The following is a 16,192-nucleotide window of genomic DNA, read 5'->3' as shown; positions in this document are numbered from 1 at the left end:
GGGGGGAATTTTAATGCCTAATGCTGAGGTTATTTCAGTATTGCCAGATAAAATAAGAATCAAGGTAAACAATATTGATGATTTTAAAGTGGCGGAAGAAAAATTTGCTGTTGGTTCTTATTTAAGGGTGTCTGACTCACAGGACTGTGCGATAATAGCAATGATTGAGAACTTTATCATTGAACAGGTAGAACCAGGAACTGAAAAAAGGTATATTCTTGAAGCTGTTCCAATTGGGTTTCTAGATAGTACAGGAAAGTTCATGAGGGGTGGAAATAATATAGCTATACCACCAACTGGCGTTGAACCAGCTAAAAAAGAAGAAATTCGAAAGATATATAATCAGATTGAAGAGGTTAAGAAGTTTAATTTTGCACGATTATTACAGAATGAAGATATATTAGTACCAGTTAATGGTGACAAGTTTTTTAATAAGCATATAGCTATAATTGGCTCAACTGGCTCCGGTAAATCACATACTGTAGCAAAGATATTACAAGAAGCAAAAGTTGCCAAAGAAAGTAATTATGAAGGTCTGAATAATTCACATATTTTTATCTTCGATATACACTCTGAGTATAAAAGTGCTTTTCCAAGCTGCAATTATATAGATGTATCAACTTTGCACTTACCTTACTGGTTAATGAATGGAGAGGAGTTAGAAGAAATTTTTGTGGAAACTGGAGAAAATCAAGCATATAATCAAGTGAATCTTCTTAGAAGAGTAATAACAAGAAATAAGCAGATAAAAAACTCTAGTGAAAAAGATGTATCTTTTGATACACCAGTAACATTTTCTATGCATGAAATACTAACAAGCATTATAAATCTTAGTAAGGAAACAAGAAATTCTAAAAACTCAGATGAAATAATGATTAAAGATGCTAAAAAAGAATTTAAGAATGACGATGAAAAGTTTGACTCATATTTTACTAATGAGTATGAATTCGATGAACAGAAGAATGGTTCTGTTAGTAAAGGAACTTACAATGACGGCTCACTAGAGAAATTTATATCTAGGATTAGAAACAAGCTTAATGATAAGAGATTAGAATTTCTTTTTGGAGCGGAAGCAATTAATATGAAGTTTAGTGATGTATTAACTGAACTTCTTGGATATAAATCTGAAAATAATAGTAATGTAACAATTATTGATTTAAGTGGAGTTCCATTTGAAGTTTTAAGCATAACTGTTTCATTAATATCTAGATTAATGTTTGAGTGTGGATATTACCTGAAGCAACTTAATGGAAAGGATTGCGTTGCTCCGTTATTACTCGTATATGAAGAAGCGCATAAATATGTACCAAAGTTAAAAGATACAAAATATAATTCATCAAGAATTTCAATTGAAAGAATAGCTAAAGAAGGTAGAAAGTATGGGGTAACTTTAGCTATAGTAAGTCAAAGACCTTCCGAGATTTCTGAAACTATTTTCTCACAGTGTAGTAATTTTGTTGTTATGAGATTGACAAATCCTCAAGACCAGGGCTATGTAAAAAGACTACTTCCTGATAGTCTTGGAACAGTAACAGACACATTGCCATCACTGGGGAGTGGTGAGGCTATCCTAATTGGAGATTCAGTTGTGATGCCATCAATTATAAAGGTAGAAAGATGCTCACCAGAACCAGAGTCAAATGATATTAATTATTTACAAGAGTGGAAAAAGACTTGGAGAGGTTTAGACTTTGAAGCTATAGTAAAAAAGTATAGGAAGTAGATGAATAAGGGGTGTGTCATAACAGTGATATACTCTTTATTTTGTAAAAACCTCCAATAGTACTGTTACGGTGAACCGTACCATAAGTAAATGCAAATGATTGTAGAAGGCATTTAATATGCTATTAATAATAGATGTAATTAGAAAATAAAATTTACACCTATTATTTTTTTATTTAAAGGCTACCTATAGTTGTCAACTTTGCTATATTCAGTTGGTAGAAGGATACCAAAAATGGTAGTATACTGATTTTAGAGGTGAGTAAAAGTGAGTTTTCAAGAGCAATTGCAAACATTGAGAAAAGCAAGGGGATTATCACAAGAGAAATTAGCTGAAATTATAGGTATTTCAAGACAAGCAGTTGCCAAGTGGGAAGTTGGTCAGTCCTATCCAGACATTGCACGGTTAATTTCCATAAGTGATTTCTTTAATGTAAGTATTGATAAATTAGTTAATGATTATGAAGAAAATAGCCATTTAAATATAGTATCCAATAAAGTTAATGATTTAAATGGAGACGTAATTGATTTTTTATGTAAGGCTAAAAAATCCACATATGCAGGAAATGGTGAGGAAATTAAGGCATCAAGACCTAATTCTCATGATTTTGAATATGTAGAAGGTGAATTAAAATATATTGATACATATTTAGGAGGGAAACAATTTTCTGGAGAAGAAGCATTATGGAGAAATGATATTCCATTGTGGTCAATGAATTATGCAGGAAGGGTTTTAGATGAGGCATTTTCAGAAAAATTTTTAAAAGAAGTATTAAGTTTGGTTTCTAAAGATAATCCTTATCGTGGACCAATTATACATGAAAAAGGTCAGCATAAATATCATTGCATTATCAAAGGGAAATTTGAGTGGTTTCAAGGCTATGAGGAAATTTATTTCAATAATAATAAAGTTTATGAATGTTTTTTTCATGGTGGAGTAATTAAATAATGGATAAACGGAGAGAAGATTATGGTATTAAATAGAAATGACCTTTGTTGGTGTGGAAGTGGTTTGAAATATAAGACATGTCATTTAGGATTTGATGAAAAATTAATAAGCTTAAAAAGAAAAGGACACATAGTACCAACAGGAAAACTTATAAAGACTAAAAAGCAAATTGAAGGAATAAGAGAAAGTGCTAAGATTAATAATGGTGTTTTAGATTTAATTAGTGACAATATTAAAGAAGGTATGACAACACAAGAAATAGATGATTTAGTATATAACTATACAGTATCTAATGGAGGGACACCAGCAACTCTAAATTACGATGGATTCCCTAAAAGTGTTTGTACATCAATAAATAGTGAGGTATGTCATGGAATACCAAGTAAAGATGTAGTACTTAAAAGAGGAGATATTATAAATGTAGATGCAACAACTATGCTTAATGGATATTATTCAGATGCTTCAAGAATGTTTATGATTGGAGAGGTAAATGAGGAGGCTGAAGAATTAGTTAACACCTCTAAGGAATGTTTAGAAGTAGGAATACAAGAAGTTAAGCCGTGGGGATTTTTAGGAGATATTGGAGCTGCAATTCAAGAGTATGCGCAAAGTAAGGGCTATTCAGTAGTTAGGGATTTTGGAGGTCATGGGATTGGATTAGATATTCACGAAGAGCCCTTTGTATATCATTTTGGAAAAAGAGGAACGGATATGATTTTAGTTCCAGGAATGGTTTTTACAATTGAACCTATGATAAATGCAGGAAGTCATGAAGTGTTTATCGATGAAGATGATGGATGGACTGCATTTACAAAGGATGGCTCTCTTTCAGCACAATGGGAGCATACAGTTCTTGTAACGGAAGATGGTGTAGAAATAATTTCAAGATAAAGTATATAAAATGTTTTTAGATATGACAATATGTCGTATAGCTTAACAGAGTAAAAAATATAAAAACATTTGCACTTGTAACTGATAGAGAGAATCGTACCATAAGTGAATGAGATTTCTACAAATATCATAAAAGGTATAGAACTAAGTATAGTTATATACCTTTTACCATATTAATTATGGGGATTTTTATGAATTAAGTAATAAAGACTTAAGTTCATTAAAATTAGAAATTTCATAGGTAGGTTTTATTGATGTTTCATTTGAAATTTTATTAGGGTTGTACCAGCATGTATCTATGCCAAAGTTTATTCCACCTTGTATATCAGAAGTTAAGCTATCCCCTACCATTAATACTTTGCTTTTATCAATATGATTTATATTTTTTAAAGCATGTTGAAAAATTTTAGGGTTTGGTTTCGATATTAATATTTCTTCAGATATCACTATATCAGCAAAATATTTTGATATAATGGACTTTCTAATCCGTCCATTCTGAACAAAGGTAAGACCATTAGTTACTATAGAAAGCTTGTAAGATTTACTTAAATTCTTTATAAGATCTATACTATCATCATACAGAAATGATGCATTAGCTAAATGTACCATATATGACTTTGCAAAGTTATTTTCATCAAAACTTATATGCAATCTATTTGATAGTCTTTTAAATCTTTCCACCTTTAGTTTTTCCTGTGTGATAAGTCCTTGTTCAAATTCTTTCCATATAACTGCATTTATTTCTTGGTAAGTTTTTAAATGGTTATTTTCATCATATTCCATATTAAATTCTAGTATAGTATTCTTAAAAGCCTCTCTTTCAGACTTTTTAAAATCGAATAAAGTATCATCTGCATCAAATAATATCACTTCATATTTCATAATATATCCTCCAGCCTTTTATATAAATAATTTAATTATTGAGAGATTTAATTTGATTTTGTTTATATTTTTCATTAGATTTGGCATTAAGTATAATACCTATTAAAAAAAGAATACAGCCTATGACCTTCCCCATAGAAAAGATATTGAAATACCAATAATCTATAATAGCACTTGTAAGCATTTGACCAATAAATCGAAGTATAACTGTAGATACTATTAAAATTAGTATAAATCCAAATATATGGTGAATTAATGTACTATTATATAATCCTATCTTTTTTGATAAAACACTATTTAAGAATATCATTATTGCAAGAAGAATACCGTTTAAAACAGCTAGATTTCCATACATACTCAAATTAATTCACCCCTTTACAAGTCATCACTAATAAAATAATATATTTATAATAATTTGCACATGACATTGGTCATGTTAGGAGGAGTTATGAGAAAAGTTTTTGATGATATACTTTTAAATAATTATATAAAAAAAAATAATATTGATAAGATATTTGATGATGAAATATTAAAACAGAGTCAACTTTACTTCTACGAAAAGGAAGAATATATACTAGAAGCAGGAGAAGAACTTAAATATTATTATTTACTTGTAGATGGTAAAATTAAAATTTATTATCCTTTTGAAAATGGAAAGTCAATGCTTTTAAAATTTTATACAGCTTTTAATACCATAGGGGATTTAGAACTTTTAAAGGATATTCCTATACTTTGCAATGTTGATGCAGTAGAAGATACTTATTTAATAGCGATACCTTCAGAAATACTTAGAGAAAAGTACATTAATGATGTAAAGTTTTTACACCATTTAGTAGATTCTTTGAGTGAAAAGCTTTATGGGACTATTAACAATAGTTCATATAATTTTATATACCCACTTACTAACAGATTATCTAGTTATTTAATTGAACATTTAACAGATAAGGATTGCATAATTTTGAATTCATCATATTTAGATATTGCACAGTTTTTAGGTACAACATATAGGCACTTAAACAGAACACTTAAAGAAATGGAAACAAAATCAATTATAAAATGTGAGGATAAAAAAATATATGTATTAGATATAGATGAGCTTAGAGAATTGTCTAAAAATGTTTATATAAAACCACTTTAGATTATAATTTTATATAAATGTTTGCTTATTAAACTTTATTTGCAACTTATAAGATGAACCGTACAATAAATTGCGTAAGCAATCCTTTCAACAAATTGTCAACTTCTAGATTTTTCAAGAAGTAAAGATATGAAATACATTTGAACTTTATAAGGGATTGTTGTATTATAATAGTAATATAATTTTAGGAGGAAAGTTATGAGAGTACTTAGTATTGTTAAACAAAACAACATACATCATCATTACTAGAGACTTGATCTGTAAAAAAGCAGATACAAGTCTATTAGCATTAGGCTTGTATCTCTAGGTAATGATAAATTAAGTGCAATCGTAATTTATTAAGCCATGTGGGATATATGCCTACATGGCTTTTGTTGTATTTAAAAATGTTTTAGAAGGATAATTCTCCCTTAGTTTTCAGGTGGGAGTCTTATGCTAAAAGTTAAACTTTGTTGTAATAAAGGTGATTTTGTTTAGTAAAATGTCCTTCCAAAATTGACCTACAAAATGAACTTGTTCATTATTAAAAAATATTTATAGGAGTGATTAAAGTGAAAAACAATGTTATTAAACCAAGTATATTACCAGGATTTATGGAGCTATTACCTAAGGATCAAGCAATATTTGATGATATAGTAAATAAGATAAAAGGTGTATATGAAAGAAATGGGTGCATGGCAATAGATACACCAATAATAGAAAAGGCAGAGGTTTTGCTTGCTAAGACAGGTGGGGAAACCGAAAAGCAAGTGTATAGTTTTCAAAAGGGTAAAAATAATTTAGCTTTAAGATTTGATTTGACAGTTCCCTTTGCGAGGTACGTAGCTCAGTATTATAATGAGTTAGTTTTTCCTTTTAAGAGATATCAAATAGGAAAGGTATATAGAGGAGAGAGGAATCAAAAGGGAAGATATAGAGAGTTTTATCAATGTGATATTGATGTTATTGGCAAAGGGTGTTTAAGTATAAATAATGATGCTTGGGTTATAAGTTTAGCCTCTAAGGCATTTAAGGAAATAGGGTTAAGTAATTATAGATTTCAAATAAGCAATAGAAAAATATTAAGGGGCATATTAAGTGAATTAAATATAGAAAGTACAGCTGAGGTAATGATATTAATTGATAAATATGAAAAAATAGAAAAACAAGTATTTATTAATGAGCTTAGTATTCTTATAGGTAATGAAAAAAGTGAGTATTTAAATAGGTTGTTAAGCATTAAAGGAACTAATGAAGAAGTATTAGAAGAGCTCACAAATTTTAATATTAAAAACCAGTATTTTATTGAAGGTGTAGAAGAGTTAGGAAAAGTTAACTTTATGCTAGGAATTCTAGGAGTAGATAGTAGTGAATTTGAAATAAATCTAAGGATTATAAGAGGATTAGATTATTATACAGGAACGGTTTTTGAAACAGTATTATTAGGAAATGAGAGTTATGGTTCTATATGCTCTGGTGGAAGGTATGATAACTTAGCAGAGAACTATACAGAAAATATATTACCTGGAGTTGGGATTTCCATAGGAATAACCAGACTATTTTTTGTGCTAAAGGAAATTGGTTTTATTGATAAATATGAGGTGAAAAATAGGCTAGATTATCTAATAGTACCAATAGGAGAAACAATAGAATATTGTGGAGAAGTGCTAAAATACCTACAATTAAGGGGTTATGGTGCAGTAATATACTTTGAGAATACGCCTTTAAAGAAGACCATGAGTTATGCAAATAAGATAGGGGCTGAAAATGTTATATTAATTGGCGAAGAAGAAGTTGCAAAGGGTAAAATTAAGATAAAGAATATGAAGCTTGGTAGCGATATTAGTAAAAGTTACAAGGAATTATAGTATGAAGAGAATCCTTAGTTTTACCTATTGATGAACCTATTAACAAAAAATATGCTTATTATTACTTCAACTGAAAATAATAATAAGCATATTGATTTAAGACTTAAGATATACTTTTATTTATGATTTTTTCATAGGAGTATTTTTAAAATGTATAATTATCTTCAAATAAATTGTTAAGCTCATTATCATTTAAAACATCTAATTCTTCAAGTTCATCTGCACTATTTGAATCTAATTCAATCATAACACTTCTTTTTTTATTTCTTGACAATTTTCTTTGATTCTTATCATCTAAGGCCATTTTTATTAATTTTATTGATTCAGTAGGGGTTTCACATCCACCAAGAACTACTATATTGTGTTTATCATTGTATGTCATATAGGTACTTTTATAAACTTCAAATAACTTAGAAACCTCATATGGATCATAACCATCAATTTTTAAATTAACACCTAGGTAATCACAATCATATACATCTGGTTGAACAAAAACGCTATTTTTTATGGCTAAATCAACTGCAGTTTTTACATCCTTCAAGCCATCATATAATTTCAAAACAAGACCTGAGCCATCTGCTGTATTTATTCTAAAAGAATCCTTATTATCAATGCTACCATCAGCATGGATACCTGTTATATTATAGGATAAATCTAAACTCTCAATTACTTCGTTATTTATTTCTTTATATGTATTTCGCTTGTTATTATCTACAAATTTAACATCATTTATTAAATTCATTATACTATTTATATCGTTCCAACATTCTAGAGTGTTTTTAAAGGCTAATTCATCCTCTTTTAAGCTAGGTAGGATAGCTACTACATTAATTTTAGAATTTGGTAATGCTTTTTTTGCAATTTGGATAAAGGTTTTTATTGCTCCAGAACCTGTTCCCCCAGCCATAGTTGTAAATATTACAATTGATTCTGTTATAGGATACTTTCTTAATAATAGCCCTATAGAGTTAGCATTATCTTTTATCATGTCCTTAGATTTATTTCTATCTCTTCCTGAGCCATCTGTTCCTGGATAAATATATACATTTTTACCGATGTGTGCATTTTTTAATGGCTTAATATCAAACAAGCTACTATTTAAAAATAAGCCGTTGTATCTTGGGTTTTTACTTAATAATCCATCTACTATATTTCCAGCGCCTTGACCTAATGAAACTAATAACATTTTACCTTTTTCCATAACTAATCTCCCTTATCATATTATCTAGTAGTATTATCGAAAAAAATTATAACAACATTATACTTTATATAATTTTTGCGTGATTTTCCACAATATTTCATTTATCACTTAAGTTTAATTTTGTTAACTCGAAAAAAGAAAGGGGGAGGAATAATTATATGGATTATAACGCTAAGTATATAGATGTAGAGAATGTTACTCATAAAATTCAGAATAAAAAAAGAGGGGAAATATCTTGCTATTCCATTGAACAAGTTTCTGATTTGTTAAATGAGGATATTAGTAATATCAAATATTATACAAAGTTATTTGATGATCTTTTAAAAATTGAAATAGTTGGTAAGGAATTACGTTATACTAATGTGGATGTTGATAAATTAGAATTTTTAATAAAGTTAAAGAATAAAGGGATGTCACTTAAGGAAATTCAAGATTATTATAATATGTTACCCTTAAATGATGTTGAATTTCAGGGGAGTGAAAGTAACTTGTTGTCTGTTGAAGAGCTTATTGACTCAATAAAAAAAGAAAATCAAGTTCAACTTAATGATTTTAAAGCTCAACTAATCCATGATATAAAAAGTGATAATTTGGTGTATTTAGAAAAAATTACATCAACAATTATTGAAACTCAAAATAAAGGGTTTCAGCAGTTAAAGGAAGAATTAACTAATGAAATTAAGGAAAAACTAAATAAAAAGTTTGATGAAGTTAATGAAACTAATATAAGTTTAAATAATAAATTTATCAATAATACTACTGAGTTTATATCTGAAAAAATAGACGCAAAAAATGATGAGTTAAGAACTGATTTTCAGAATAACTTTAATAAGTTCGATGAATTAGCTAATACGAATAATGAGCGTCTAGTAAAAGAAGTTAAAGATTTTAAAAGAGTTATGCAAGAAGCTTATTATACTCAATATGACATAGCTATGGAAAATGCTAATAATAGTTTTATCAATAAATTAGCTCAGTTACTTAAACGTAAGTAGACTTATATATTTAAGTTTTATTTGATATCAGCTACTTTGTTATAAGTAAGACCTAATAAACTGAGATTACTTATTTGTTTTATCAAAAGTTCTTATAGTGAATTATTAATAAGATTAGTCCTAATAATCATCTCATATGAAGGAATAAGGTTCCTTTTATACATAAACTTATTTGCAGTGAGAAATGATTAGAAACCTTAGGTCATGGTAAATAATATAAAGATAGTTTAATGTAGTAAGAAAAAATAAATAAAGCCTTGAAAAGATTATAATAAATGATAAAATATGATATTATAGTGGATAATAAATTATAAGCTATGTAGTTACTTAGAACTATTTATAAGCTTAAATAATTAAAACAAAATTGTACATAAAAGAGCAGCTATGATGAAAGCTACGATTTTAAACTTTTTTCAGAGAGTCCATGGGTGGTGTGAATGGATGAAAGGTAAAATCTCTCCACTTTTGGAGCTGCCGGTGATGAATCGAAAGGCTAGTAACCTTTATCTTACTATATCGAGTGGCTGGATTAATTATTATTTCAGCAATTTGGGTGGCAACGCGGTGTACTTCCGTCCCATTTACATGTGGGACGGGAGTTTTTTGTTTTATAATTTTATAATAATAAATTTTAATCAGGAGGGAATTTTATGTTAGATTTAAGGTTTGTAAGAGAAAACCCAGAAATAGTTAAGCAAAATATAATAAACAAATTTCAACATAACAAGTTGGGTTTAGTAGATGAGGTAATTGCTTTGGATGCTGAGCATAGAAGTGCAAAACAAGAAGCTGAAGCTTTAAGAGCTGGAAGGAATAAAATTTCCAAGGAAATAGGTAAATTAATGGCCCAGGGAAAAAGAGAAGAAGCAGAAGAATTGAAAAAGAAGATAAATACAGATGCCCAGCGTTTAGCTGAGCTGGAAGTAAAGGAAGATGAACTAGATAAAAAGGTTAAAGATATTTTAATGGCAATTCCAAATATAATTCATCCAAGTGTACCAATTGGGAAAGATGATAGTGAAAATGTAGAAGTTCAACGCTATGGAGAGCCTATTGTACCTGACTTTGAAATTCCATATCACACTGAAATTATGGAGAAGCTAAAGGGTATCGATTTAGATAGTGCTAGAAAAGTTGCAGGTAGTGGGTTTTATTACTTTATGGGTAACATTGCTAGACTTCATTCTGGGGTTATTTCCTATGCAAGAGACTTTATGATAGATAGAGGTTTTACTTACTGTATACCACCTTTTATGATTCGTAGCGAAGTTGCAACTGGAGTAATGAGTTTTGCAGAAATGGATGCCATGATGTATAAGGTTGAGGGTGAAGATTTATACTTAATTGGAACTAGTGAGCATTCTATGATAGGTAAATTTATTGATACAATTTTACCTGAGAGATCTTTGCCACAAACCTTGACTAGTTACTCTCCTTGTTTTAGAAAGGAAAAGGGTGCCCATGGACTTGAGGAAAGAGGAGTTTATAGAATTCATCAATTCGAGAAACAAGAGATGATTGTTGTATGTAAGCCTGAAGAAAGTATGATGTGGTATGATAAAATGTGGAAGGATACAGTGGATTTATTCCGTTCTTTAAACATACCAGTTAGAACTTTAGAATGTTGTTCTGGAGATCTAGCAGACTTAAAAGCAAAATCAGTAGATGTGGAAGCATGGTCACCTAGACAAAAGAAGTACTTTGAGGTTGGAAGTTGTTCTAACTTAGGAGATGCACAGGCTCGTCGTCTTAAAATTCGTGTAGAAGGTGAAAATGGAAAGTACCATGCACATACCTTAAATAATACAGTGGTAGCGCCACCGAGGATGCTAATTGCATTTTTAGAGAACAACCTAAATGAAGATGGTTCAATAAATATTCCAGCTGCATTACAACCATATATGGGAGGAATGACAACAATAAGATAAGAAAAACCATAGTGTAGGAGGTAAAACTTTCTGTGCTATGGTTATTTTTATATGATTTTAAAGAAAGGCATAGGGGTTAGGATTAGTGAAATAAAAAGTTTATCAAGATGATAAGTTTCTTATTTTCTAGCCAAAGAAATTTAAATAACTGAGATTCATTAGCTTATAAAGGCTATAACTTTCACTCTTATGAAAAATTTCTTAAGAGTTTAATTGTTTTCACAAGTACAAGTAAGAATTTTAATATTACAATACTCTCGTAAGTTTTAAAGTTAAAAGTATAAGCATATTATTAGATAGTTATTATTTTAAAATAAATGTATTTTGGGTGAAAGGTATAAACCAGTATGAAGGATCTTAGTGCAAAGAATTTTTTAAAGGGTAAAACATTAGGAAATGTTGTTATTGCAATAGTTTTAATTGTGCTACTATACATACTTATTTCCATATATTTTGCTAAGCATTTCTTTTTTAATACAGTAATAAATGGAGTAGAATTATCACTAAAAGCACATAGCGATGCAAATGGAATAATTAAAAATCATACTAAAGATTATAAATTGCAATTAATAGAAAGAAATAATGAAATAGAAGAAATAGAAGGAAAAGATATAGGGATGCTTTATAATGAACAAAATAGCATTTCTAAAGTTTATGAAGCACAAAAACCTATGAAATGGATAAGTTCTTTATTTAAGAAACAAAAATACTATGTAGAGGATTTGTTTAGCTACAATGCAGAGGATTTAGAAAGTAAAATAATCGGACTAAACTGTTTAAATAGAAATATTATAGAGCCAAGGAATGTAAGTTTTAAATATTCCAATGGGTCTTATGAGGTAATTGAAGAGGTTTATGGAAATAAAATAATCAAGGATAAGCTAGTTGAAGTAATAAAAAGTAGCATAATAAAAGGAGAAACAAAGTTAGATTTAGACCAAAATCAATGCTACGAAAGCCCAAAATATGTTGCAGGAGCTGATAAGGCACTTCAAACTAAGAACTTGCTAGATAAGTGTATAAGGACAAAGGTAACATATTTATTTGATAAGAACAGTGAGGTTTTAGATGAAGGTCTAATAAATCAATGGTTAAGCACTGACGAGAATTTAGATGTAGTAATCGATAAAAAGGCAGTTTTTCAATATGTGTTAGAGCTTCGTAAAAAATATGATACAGCTGGAACTGTAAGAAAAATAAAGACTTCCCTAGGAAAAACCGTAGAAGTTAAAGGTGGATTTTATGGATGGAAAATTAATACCTCCTCTGAAACAAAAGCTTTACTAGAAAATATAAGTAAGGGGGATGTAGTTGAAAGGGAACCAGTATATACTCAAAGGGCTATAACTAGAGGTGAAAATGATATAGGCAATACTTACGTAGAAATTAATATAACAAGGCAGCACTTATGGTTCTATAAAGATGGGAAACTGGTGACCCAAGGTGCTGTAGTGACTGGGAATCCTAATAGAGGAAATGCTACAAGTGTTGGAATCTATATGCTAAATTATAAGGAAGAGGGCTCTACTCTGAGGGGAGCAAATTATGAAGCAGAGGTCACCTATTGGATGCCTTTTAATGGGAATATAGGCATACATGATGCCAGTTGGAGATATTCTTTTGGTGGGGAAATATATAAAAATAATGGAACTCATGGCTGTGTTAATGCTCCCACATACTTAGCTAAAACTATTTTTGAGAAAATAGAACCAGGTACCCCTATTATTTGCTATGAGGAAGAGAAATTAAAGTAATAGAAGAGATTATTATAGCTAAAAGCCTATTGGAGTTTTACCTGTGCAAGTTATAGAAAAAACAGGATTAACTCTAGGAACATTAAAAAAGTTTAATCATTAATATAAGAGGTTGTGTCAGTATATTTTTATGCAAAATACTTTGACGCAACCTTTGTTTTTTTAGTTTTATAGATTTATATATAGATTTTATAAAAAGACATTTTAGGGTTAGGTAAAGCAAAGGGAGCTATTAAAAACATATGACCATGCATTGGTAAGGAACTGAATTTGCTTAAATTAAGTGTTCAATAAATTCCTTCAAGGAATATCTCATATGCTCATTTCTACCAAGGGTAGTATCAGCACAAATGAGTGAATTCAAAATAGCTTCTTCTATACTTTCAGCAGCAGCGTTGAAAACTAAATCTATTTTATTATCACTTAAAATCTTCATGTCACAGATAGCATTTTCTTCATAGTGACTAACCTTATTAGCGGTTGAAAAGCCAATAACAATATCTCCACTTCCATTTCCAATGAAGGAACCTGTTCTTGAAAGTCCTACAACTGCACGTTTGCATACTCTTTTAAGTTGTCTTTCACTAAGGGGTATATCAGTAGCAATTATCATAATAATAGATCCCTTATCTCCTTCCTCACTTCTTTTAGAGAGTAAAGATTTTATTTTTTCACCAGCTTTAATTCCGTTTATTAAGAGCTCTTCTCCAATACCAAAATTGGATAACACTAGGCTTCCAAGAATATATTTTTTATTATCTAAGGGAATAACTCTTGAAGCTGTTCCAATACCTCCTTTAACACCAAGGCAACACATACCAGTACCAGCACCTACCGAACCCTCTTCAAATTCTACATCAGCCTTTTTTATAGCTTCTAGTACATGAGATTTTTCAACTACTCTTTTTCTTATACTATTTAAGTAACCATCATTACATTCACAAACAATAGGATTTATAGTACCAGTTGTAGTACCAATATCCTGATTTTCCTCTAGTATATAGTCTAAAACCCCATCAAAAGCAGTTCCAATACTTAAGGTATTAGTTAAAACTATAGGACTTTCAATGGTGCCCAATTCATCTATTTGAATCAGTCCCATAGATTTTCCAAAACCATTTATAACATAACTAGATGCCATAACTTTTTCCTTAAAAAGATTGCCACTATGAGGGAGTAAAGCTGTTACCCCAGTTTTAATTTCACCACTATTTAGAGTAATGTGGCCAACTTTTATTCCGTCTACATCTGTAATAGAATTTAGTTTTCCCGGAAGCATTCTTCCAATTGATACTCCATAATCTCTAATTCTTTTTTGATTTTTCATAACAATCCCACCCAACATACCTGTAATATAGTTATATTGTACCATGGGTTAGTGACTTAAGATATGTGGATATATAGTGAACCAGGAGTAAAACTTAAACATCTATATTTTAGTTGGGATAAAGAGTAACTTTAAAGGTTATTTCAATATTATGATGAATATTATATAATTATCAACACCTTTAGAAAAATGAGGATTCTTTAGATGTTGAATTTAACTTAAGTGTGTTAGGGGGAGATTCTTATGTATGAGTACAAATATGTTAAGTGTTCTATGGGGGGAATGTTTACAGGAGATAATCACCAAGAGATCATTAATGAATTTGCAAAGCAAGGGTGGAGGCTTATTCAAATTTTACCTTTATATTATAGCTTAGAAGGAAGAGGCAAGGACTTTGAAATTATCTTTGAGAGAGAGATAAAGTAAAAGAAGATATAGGAAAAGGCAGCTGGAAAATTATCATAAAAGTAAGTGCATTATAAAACACATAAAAAAGTAAAGATGCATATCAAAATGAGACTAATAAAAATGGAACTAGGTGCTATACACCTAGTTCCATTTTTGTTACATTATTCTTGGTAGTTAGAAAGTGTGTTATTAACTGATTGCATTGCATTTTCTACAGAGCTAAGTGTGCTTTGTATTTTTTCTCTGTTTTCTGGTTTCTCAACAGATTGTAAAGCTTGGTTTAAGCAACTTGAAGCACTTTGAAGATGATTTTGTACATCTTGAACATGTTGTTTAGCATTTTTTCCTTGGTTGTTTCCTTGATTGTTTTGCATGGGAATCTACCTCCTAAAAATTTAAATTTAAGAAATGAAGTGAAATAATTATTACTAAATCCATTTCTTATAATATGGATGTTAATTCTCCCTAGAGTTTTTACTGAAGTAAAAAGTTTAGCAAGCATTAACTACAATCTTATTATTAGTTTTTAACTTGAAAAAATACTTGGTAACTTTAATTTGTTAAGGAAAAAAATGTTGAATTAATAATTATTTTGTCAAATAACCTAACTAATTGTGGAAAGAACTCTTGTTAATCAGTGGTTAAACTATCTTAACAAAAAAATAAATTATCATAGAATCCTAAAGTTTATAGCCTTAAAAGAATTAGAAATACTAAGGTTGCATCAAGTGTGAAGTCTTAACAAAAACTTTAAAAAGTATATTTAAGTAGTTATATGTATGTAGGAAAATGAATATAAATAGAATTAAATGGAAAATAAAAATTTTTACATGATAAGTTACAATATTAGCTTTATGCTGGAGAAATATTCTAAGTTACCTTAAATTGAAAAAATGCAAATTGAAATCACCATCTAAGAACAACTTTTATAAAGTCTATGAACTTAAGAATTTGGCTAATATAGATATACTACGTCATAGCTTTAAATAAAATTAAGTTTTTCAATACTTGGATAGCAAAATACTTTAAGGTTTCAAGTAGTAAATCTATAAGATAAGAATTACTTATGTGAGTACTTAATTAAAGGTACAAATACATAGACAACCTAGTTAACAAATAATTAACGAACAATATATATTGATTTATTTCA

14 protein-coding genes are annotated in these 16,192 nt (G+C 29.4%); 9 read left to right on the top strand and 5 right to left on the bottom strand.

Going from position 1 to position 16,192, the window contains the following annotated elements; translation table 11 throughout:
* Positions 1-13 precede the first annotated feature (13 nt).
* The 3 genes from C661_RS0109530 to C661_RS0109520 all read left to right on the top strand — a co-directional run bounded on the left by C661_RS0109530 (position 14) and on the right by C661_RS0109520 (position 3,562).
* Positions 14-1,723 carry an ATP-binding protein gene (locus C661_RS0109530; RefSeq protein ID WP_017415090.1) on the top strand — a complete coding sequence of 570 codons (1,710 nt, stop codon included), beginning with the start codon at positions 14-16 and terminating at the stop codon, positions 1,721-1,723.
* A 267-nt stretch (positions 1,724-1,990) separates the two neighbouring features.
* Positions 1,991-2,671: a DUF5680 domain-containing protein gene (locus tag C661_RS0109525; RefSeq protein ID WP_017415089.1), complete on the top strand. Its 681-nt coding sequence runs from the start codon at positions 1,991-1,993 to the stop codon at positions 2,669-2,671.
* Between the two features lie 21 nt (positions 2,672-2,692).
* Positions 2,693-3,562 (top strand): methionyl aminopeptidase, encoded by an 870-nt coding sequence (locus tag C661_RS0109520; protein WP_017415088.1) that lies wholly within the window; start codon positions 2,693-2,695, stop codon positions 3,560-3,562.
* Positions 3,563-3,751: 189 nt separating this feature from the next.
* Here the strand turns inward: C661_RS0109520 and C661_RS0109515 are convergent, their stop codons facing one another.
* Both C661_RS0109515 and C661_RS0109510 read right to left on the bottom strand, forming a co-directional pair.
* A complete protein-coding gene (locus C661_RS0109515) occupies positions 3,752-4,444 on the bottom strand; it encodes a YjjG family noncanonical pyrimidine nucleotidase (RefSeq protein WP_017415087.1) in 693 nt (230 codons plus the stop codon).
* Positions 4,445-4,475: 31 nt separating this feature from the next.
* Positions 4,476-4,799 carry a DMT family transporter gene (locus tag C661_RS0109510; RefSeq protein WP_026051002.1) on the bottom strand — a complete coding sequence of 108 codons (324 nt, stop codon included), beginning with the start codon at positions 4,797-4,799 and terminating at the stop codon, positions 4,476-4,478.
* A gap of 93 nt (positions 4,800-4,892) precedes the next feature.
* Here C661_RS0109510 and C661_RS0109505 point away from each other — a divergent pair, with 93 nt between their 5' ends.
* Entirely contained in the window at positions 4,893-5,582 is a 690-nt protein-coding gene (locus tag C661_RS0109505; RefSeq protein ID WP_017415085.1) for a Crp/Fnr family transcriptional regulator, read from the top strand.
* A 551-nt stretch (positions 5,583-6,133) separates the two neighbouring features.
* Complete coding sequence (hisS, locus tag C661_RS0109500) at positions 6,134-7,429, top strand: histidine--tRNA ligase (RefSeq protein ID WP_017415084.1); 1,296 nt, start codon at positions 6,134-6,136, stop codon at positions 7,427-7,429.
* A 145-nt stretch (positions 7,430-7,574) separates the two neighbouring features.
* Here hisS and C661_RS0109495 read toward each other — a convergent pair whose 3' ends face one another.
* The gene (locus tag C661_RS0109495) at positions 7,575-8,630 is read right to left on the bottom strand and encodes an FtsZ/tubulin family protein (RefSeq protein WP_017415083.1); all 1,056 of its coding nucleotides are present in this window, start codon (positions 8,628-8,630) and stop codon (positions 7,575-7,577) included.
* Positions 8,631-8,788: 158 nt separating this feature from the next.
* On the opposite strand from C661_RS0109495, the gene C661_RS0109490 reads away from it, so the two are divergent.
* The 3 genes from C661_RS0109490 (at position 8,789) to C661_RS0109475 (ending at position 13,307) form a co-directional block, all read left to right on the top strand.
* Positions 8,789-9,625, top strand: coding sequence for a helix-turn-helix domain-containing protein (locus C661_RS0109490; RefSeq protein WP_017415082.1), 837 nt, complete (start codon positions 8,789-8,791; stop codon positions 9,623-9,625).
* 650 nt (positions 9,626-10,275) lie between these two features.
* Positions 10,276-11,553: a serine--tRNA ligase gene (gene serS / locus C661_RS0109480; RefSeq protein ID WP_017415080.1), complete on the top strand. Its 1,278-nt coding sequence runs from the start codon at positions 10,276-10,278 to the stop codon at positions 11,551-11,553.
* A 347-nt stretch (positions 11,554-11,900) separates the two neighbouring features.
* Positions 11,901-13,307 (top strand): L,D-transpeptidase family protein, encoded by a 1,407-nt coding sequence (locus C661_RS0109475; RefSeq protein ID WP_017415079.1) that lies wholly within the window; start codon positions 11,901-11,903, stop codon positions 13,305-13,307.
* A 274-nt stretch (positions 13,308-13,581) separates the two neighbouring features.
* On the opposite strand, the gene C661_RS0109470 is transcribed toward C661_RS0109475, so the two are convergent.
* On the bottom strand, positions 13,582-14,634 hold the full coding sequence (locus tag C661_RS0109470) for a DmpA family aminopeptidase (RefSeq protein ID WP_017415078.1): 1,053 nt from the start codon (positions 14,632-14,634) through the stop codon (positions 13,582-13,584).
* A 243-nt stretch (positions 14,635-14,877) separates the two neighbouring features.
* Here C661_RS0109470 and C661_RS0109465 point away from each other — a divergent pair, with 243 nt between their 5' ends.
* Positions 14,878-15,060 carry a DUF4177 domain-containing protein gene (locus C661_RS0109465; protein ID WP_017415077.1) on the top strand — a complete coding sequence of 61 codons (183 nt, stop codon included), beginning with the start codon at positions 14,878-14,880 and terminating at the stop codon, positions 15,058-15,060.
* A gap of 143 nt (positions 15,061-15,203) precedes the next feature.
* Here C661_RS0109465 and C661_RS0109460 read toward each other — a convergent pair whose 3' ends face one another.
* Positions 15,204-15,416, bottom strand: a complete 213-nt coding sequence (locus tag C661_RS0109460; protein WP_017415076.1) for an EscE/YscE/SsaE family type III secretion system needle protein co-chaperone — start codon at positions 15,414-15,416, stop codon at positions 15,204-15,206.
* Between the last annotated feature and the right edge of the window lie 776 nt (positions 15,417-16,192).

It is taken from the genome of Clostridium tunisiense TJ, assembly GCF_000300195.1.
GTDB lineage: Bacteria > Bacillota > Clostridia > Clostridiales > Clostridiaceae > Clostridium_J > Clostridium_J tunisiense.
This window is presented reverse-complemented; position numbering and strand designations above follow the sequence as displayed.

What these genes read in the sequence shown, in the direction of transcription:
- serS (WP_017415080.1), top strand. Translation starts at nt 10,276, where the DNA reads ATGTTAGATTTAAGGTTTGTAAGAGAAAACCCAGAAATAGTTAAGCAA.
- C661_RS0109465 (WP_017415077.1), top strand. Translation starts at nt 14,878, where the DNA reads ATGTATGAGTACAAATATGTTAAGTGTTCTATGGGGGGAATGTTTACA.
- C661_RS0109510 (WP_026051002.1), bottom strand. Translation starts at nt 4,799, where the DNA reads ATGTATGGAAATCTAGCTGTTTTAAACGGTATTCTTCTTGCAATAATG.
- C661_RS0109505 (WP_017415085.1), top strand. Translation starts at nt 4,893, where the DNA reads ATGAGAAAAGTTTTTGATGATATACTTTTAAATAATTATATAAAAAAA.
- C661_RS0109520 (WP_017415088.1), top strand. Translation starts at nt 2,693, where the DNA reads ATGGTATTAAATAGAAATGACCTTTGTTGGTGTGGAAGTGGTTTGAAA.
- C661_RS0109495 (WP_017415083.1), bottom strand. Translation starts at nt 8,630, where the DNA reads ATGGAAAAAGGTAAAATGTTATTAGTTTCATTAGGTCAAGGCGCTGGA.
- C661_RS0109475 (WP_017415079.1), top strand. Translation starts at nt 11,901, where the DNA reads ATGAAGGATCTTAGTGCAAAGAATTTTTTAAAGGGTAAAACATTAGGA.
- C661_RS0109515 (WP_017415087.1), bottom strand. Translation starts at nt 4,444, where the DNA reads ATGAAATATGAAGTGATATTATTTGATGCAGATGATACTTTATTCGAT.
- C661_RS0109530 (WP_017415090.1), top strand. Translation starts at nt 14, where the DNA reads ATGCCTAATGCTGAGGTTATTTCAGTATTGCCAGATAAAATAAGAATC.
- C661_RS0109460 (WP_017415076.1), bottom strand. Translation starts at nt 15,416, where the DNA reads ATGCAAAACAATCAAGGAAACAACCAAGGAAAAAATGCTAAACAACAT.
- C661_RS0109490 (WP_017415082.1), top strand. Translation starts at nt 8,789, where the DNA reads ATGGATTATAACGCTAAGTATATAGATGTAGAGAATGTTACTCATAAA.
- C661_RS0109470 (WP_017415078.1), bottom strand. Translation starts at nt 14,634, where the DNA reads ATGAAAAATCAAAAAAGAATTAGAGATTATGGAGTATCAATTGGAAGA.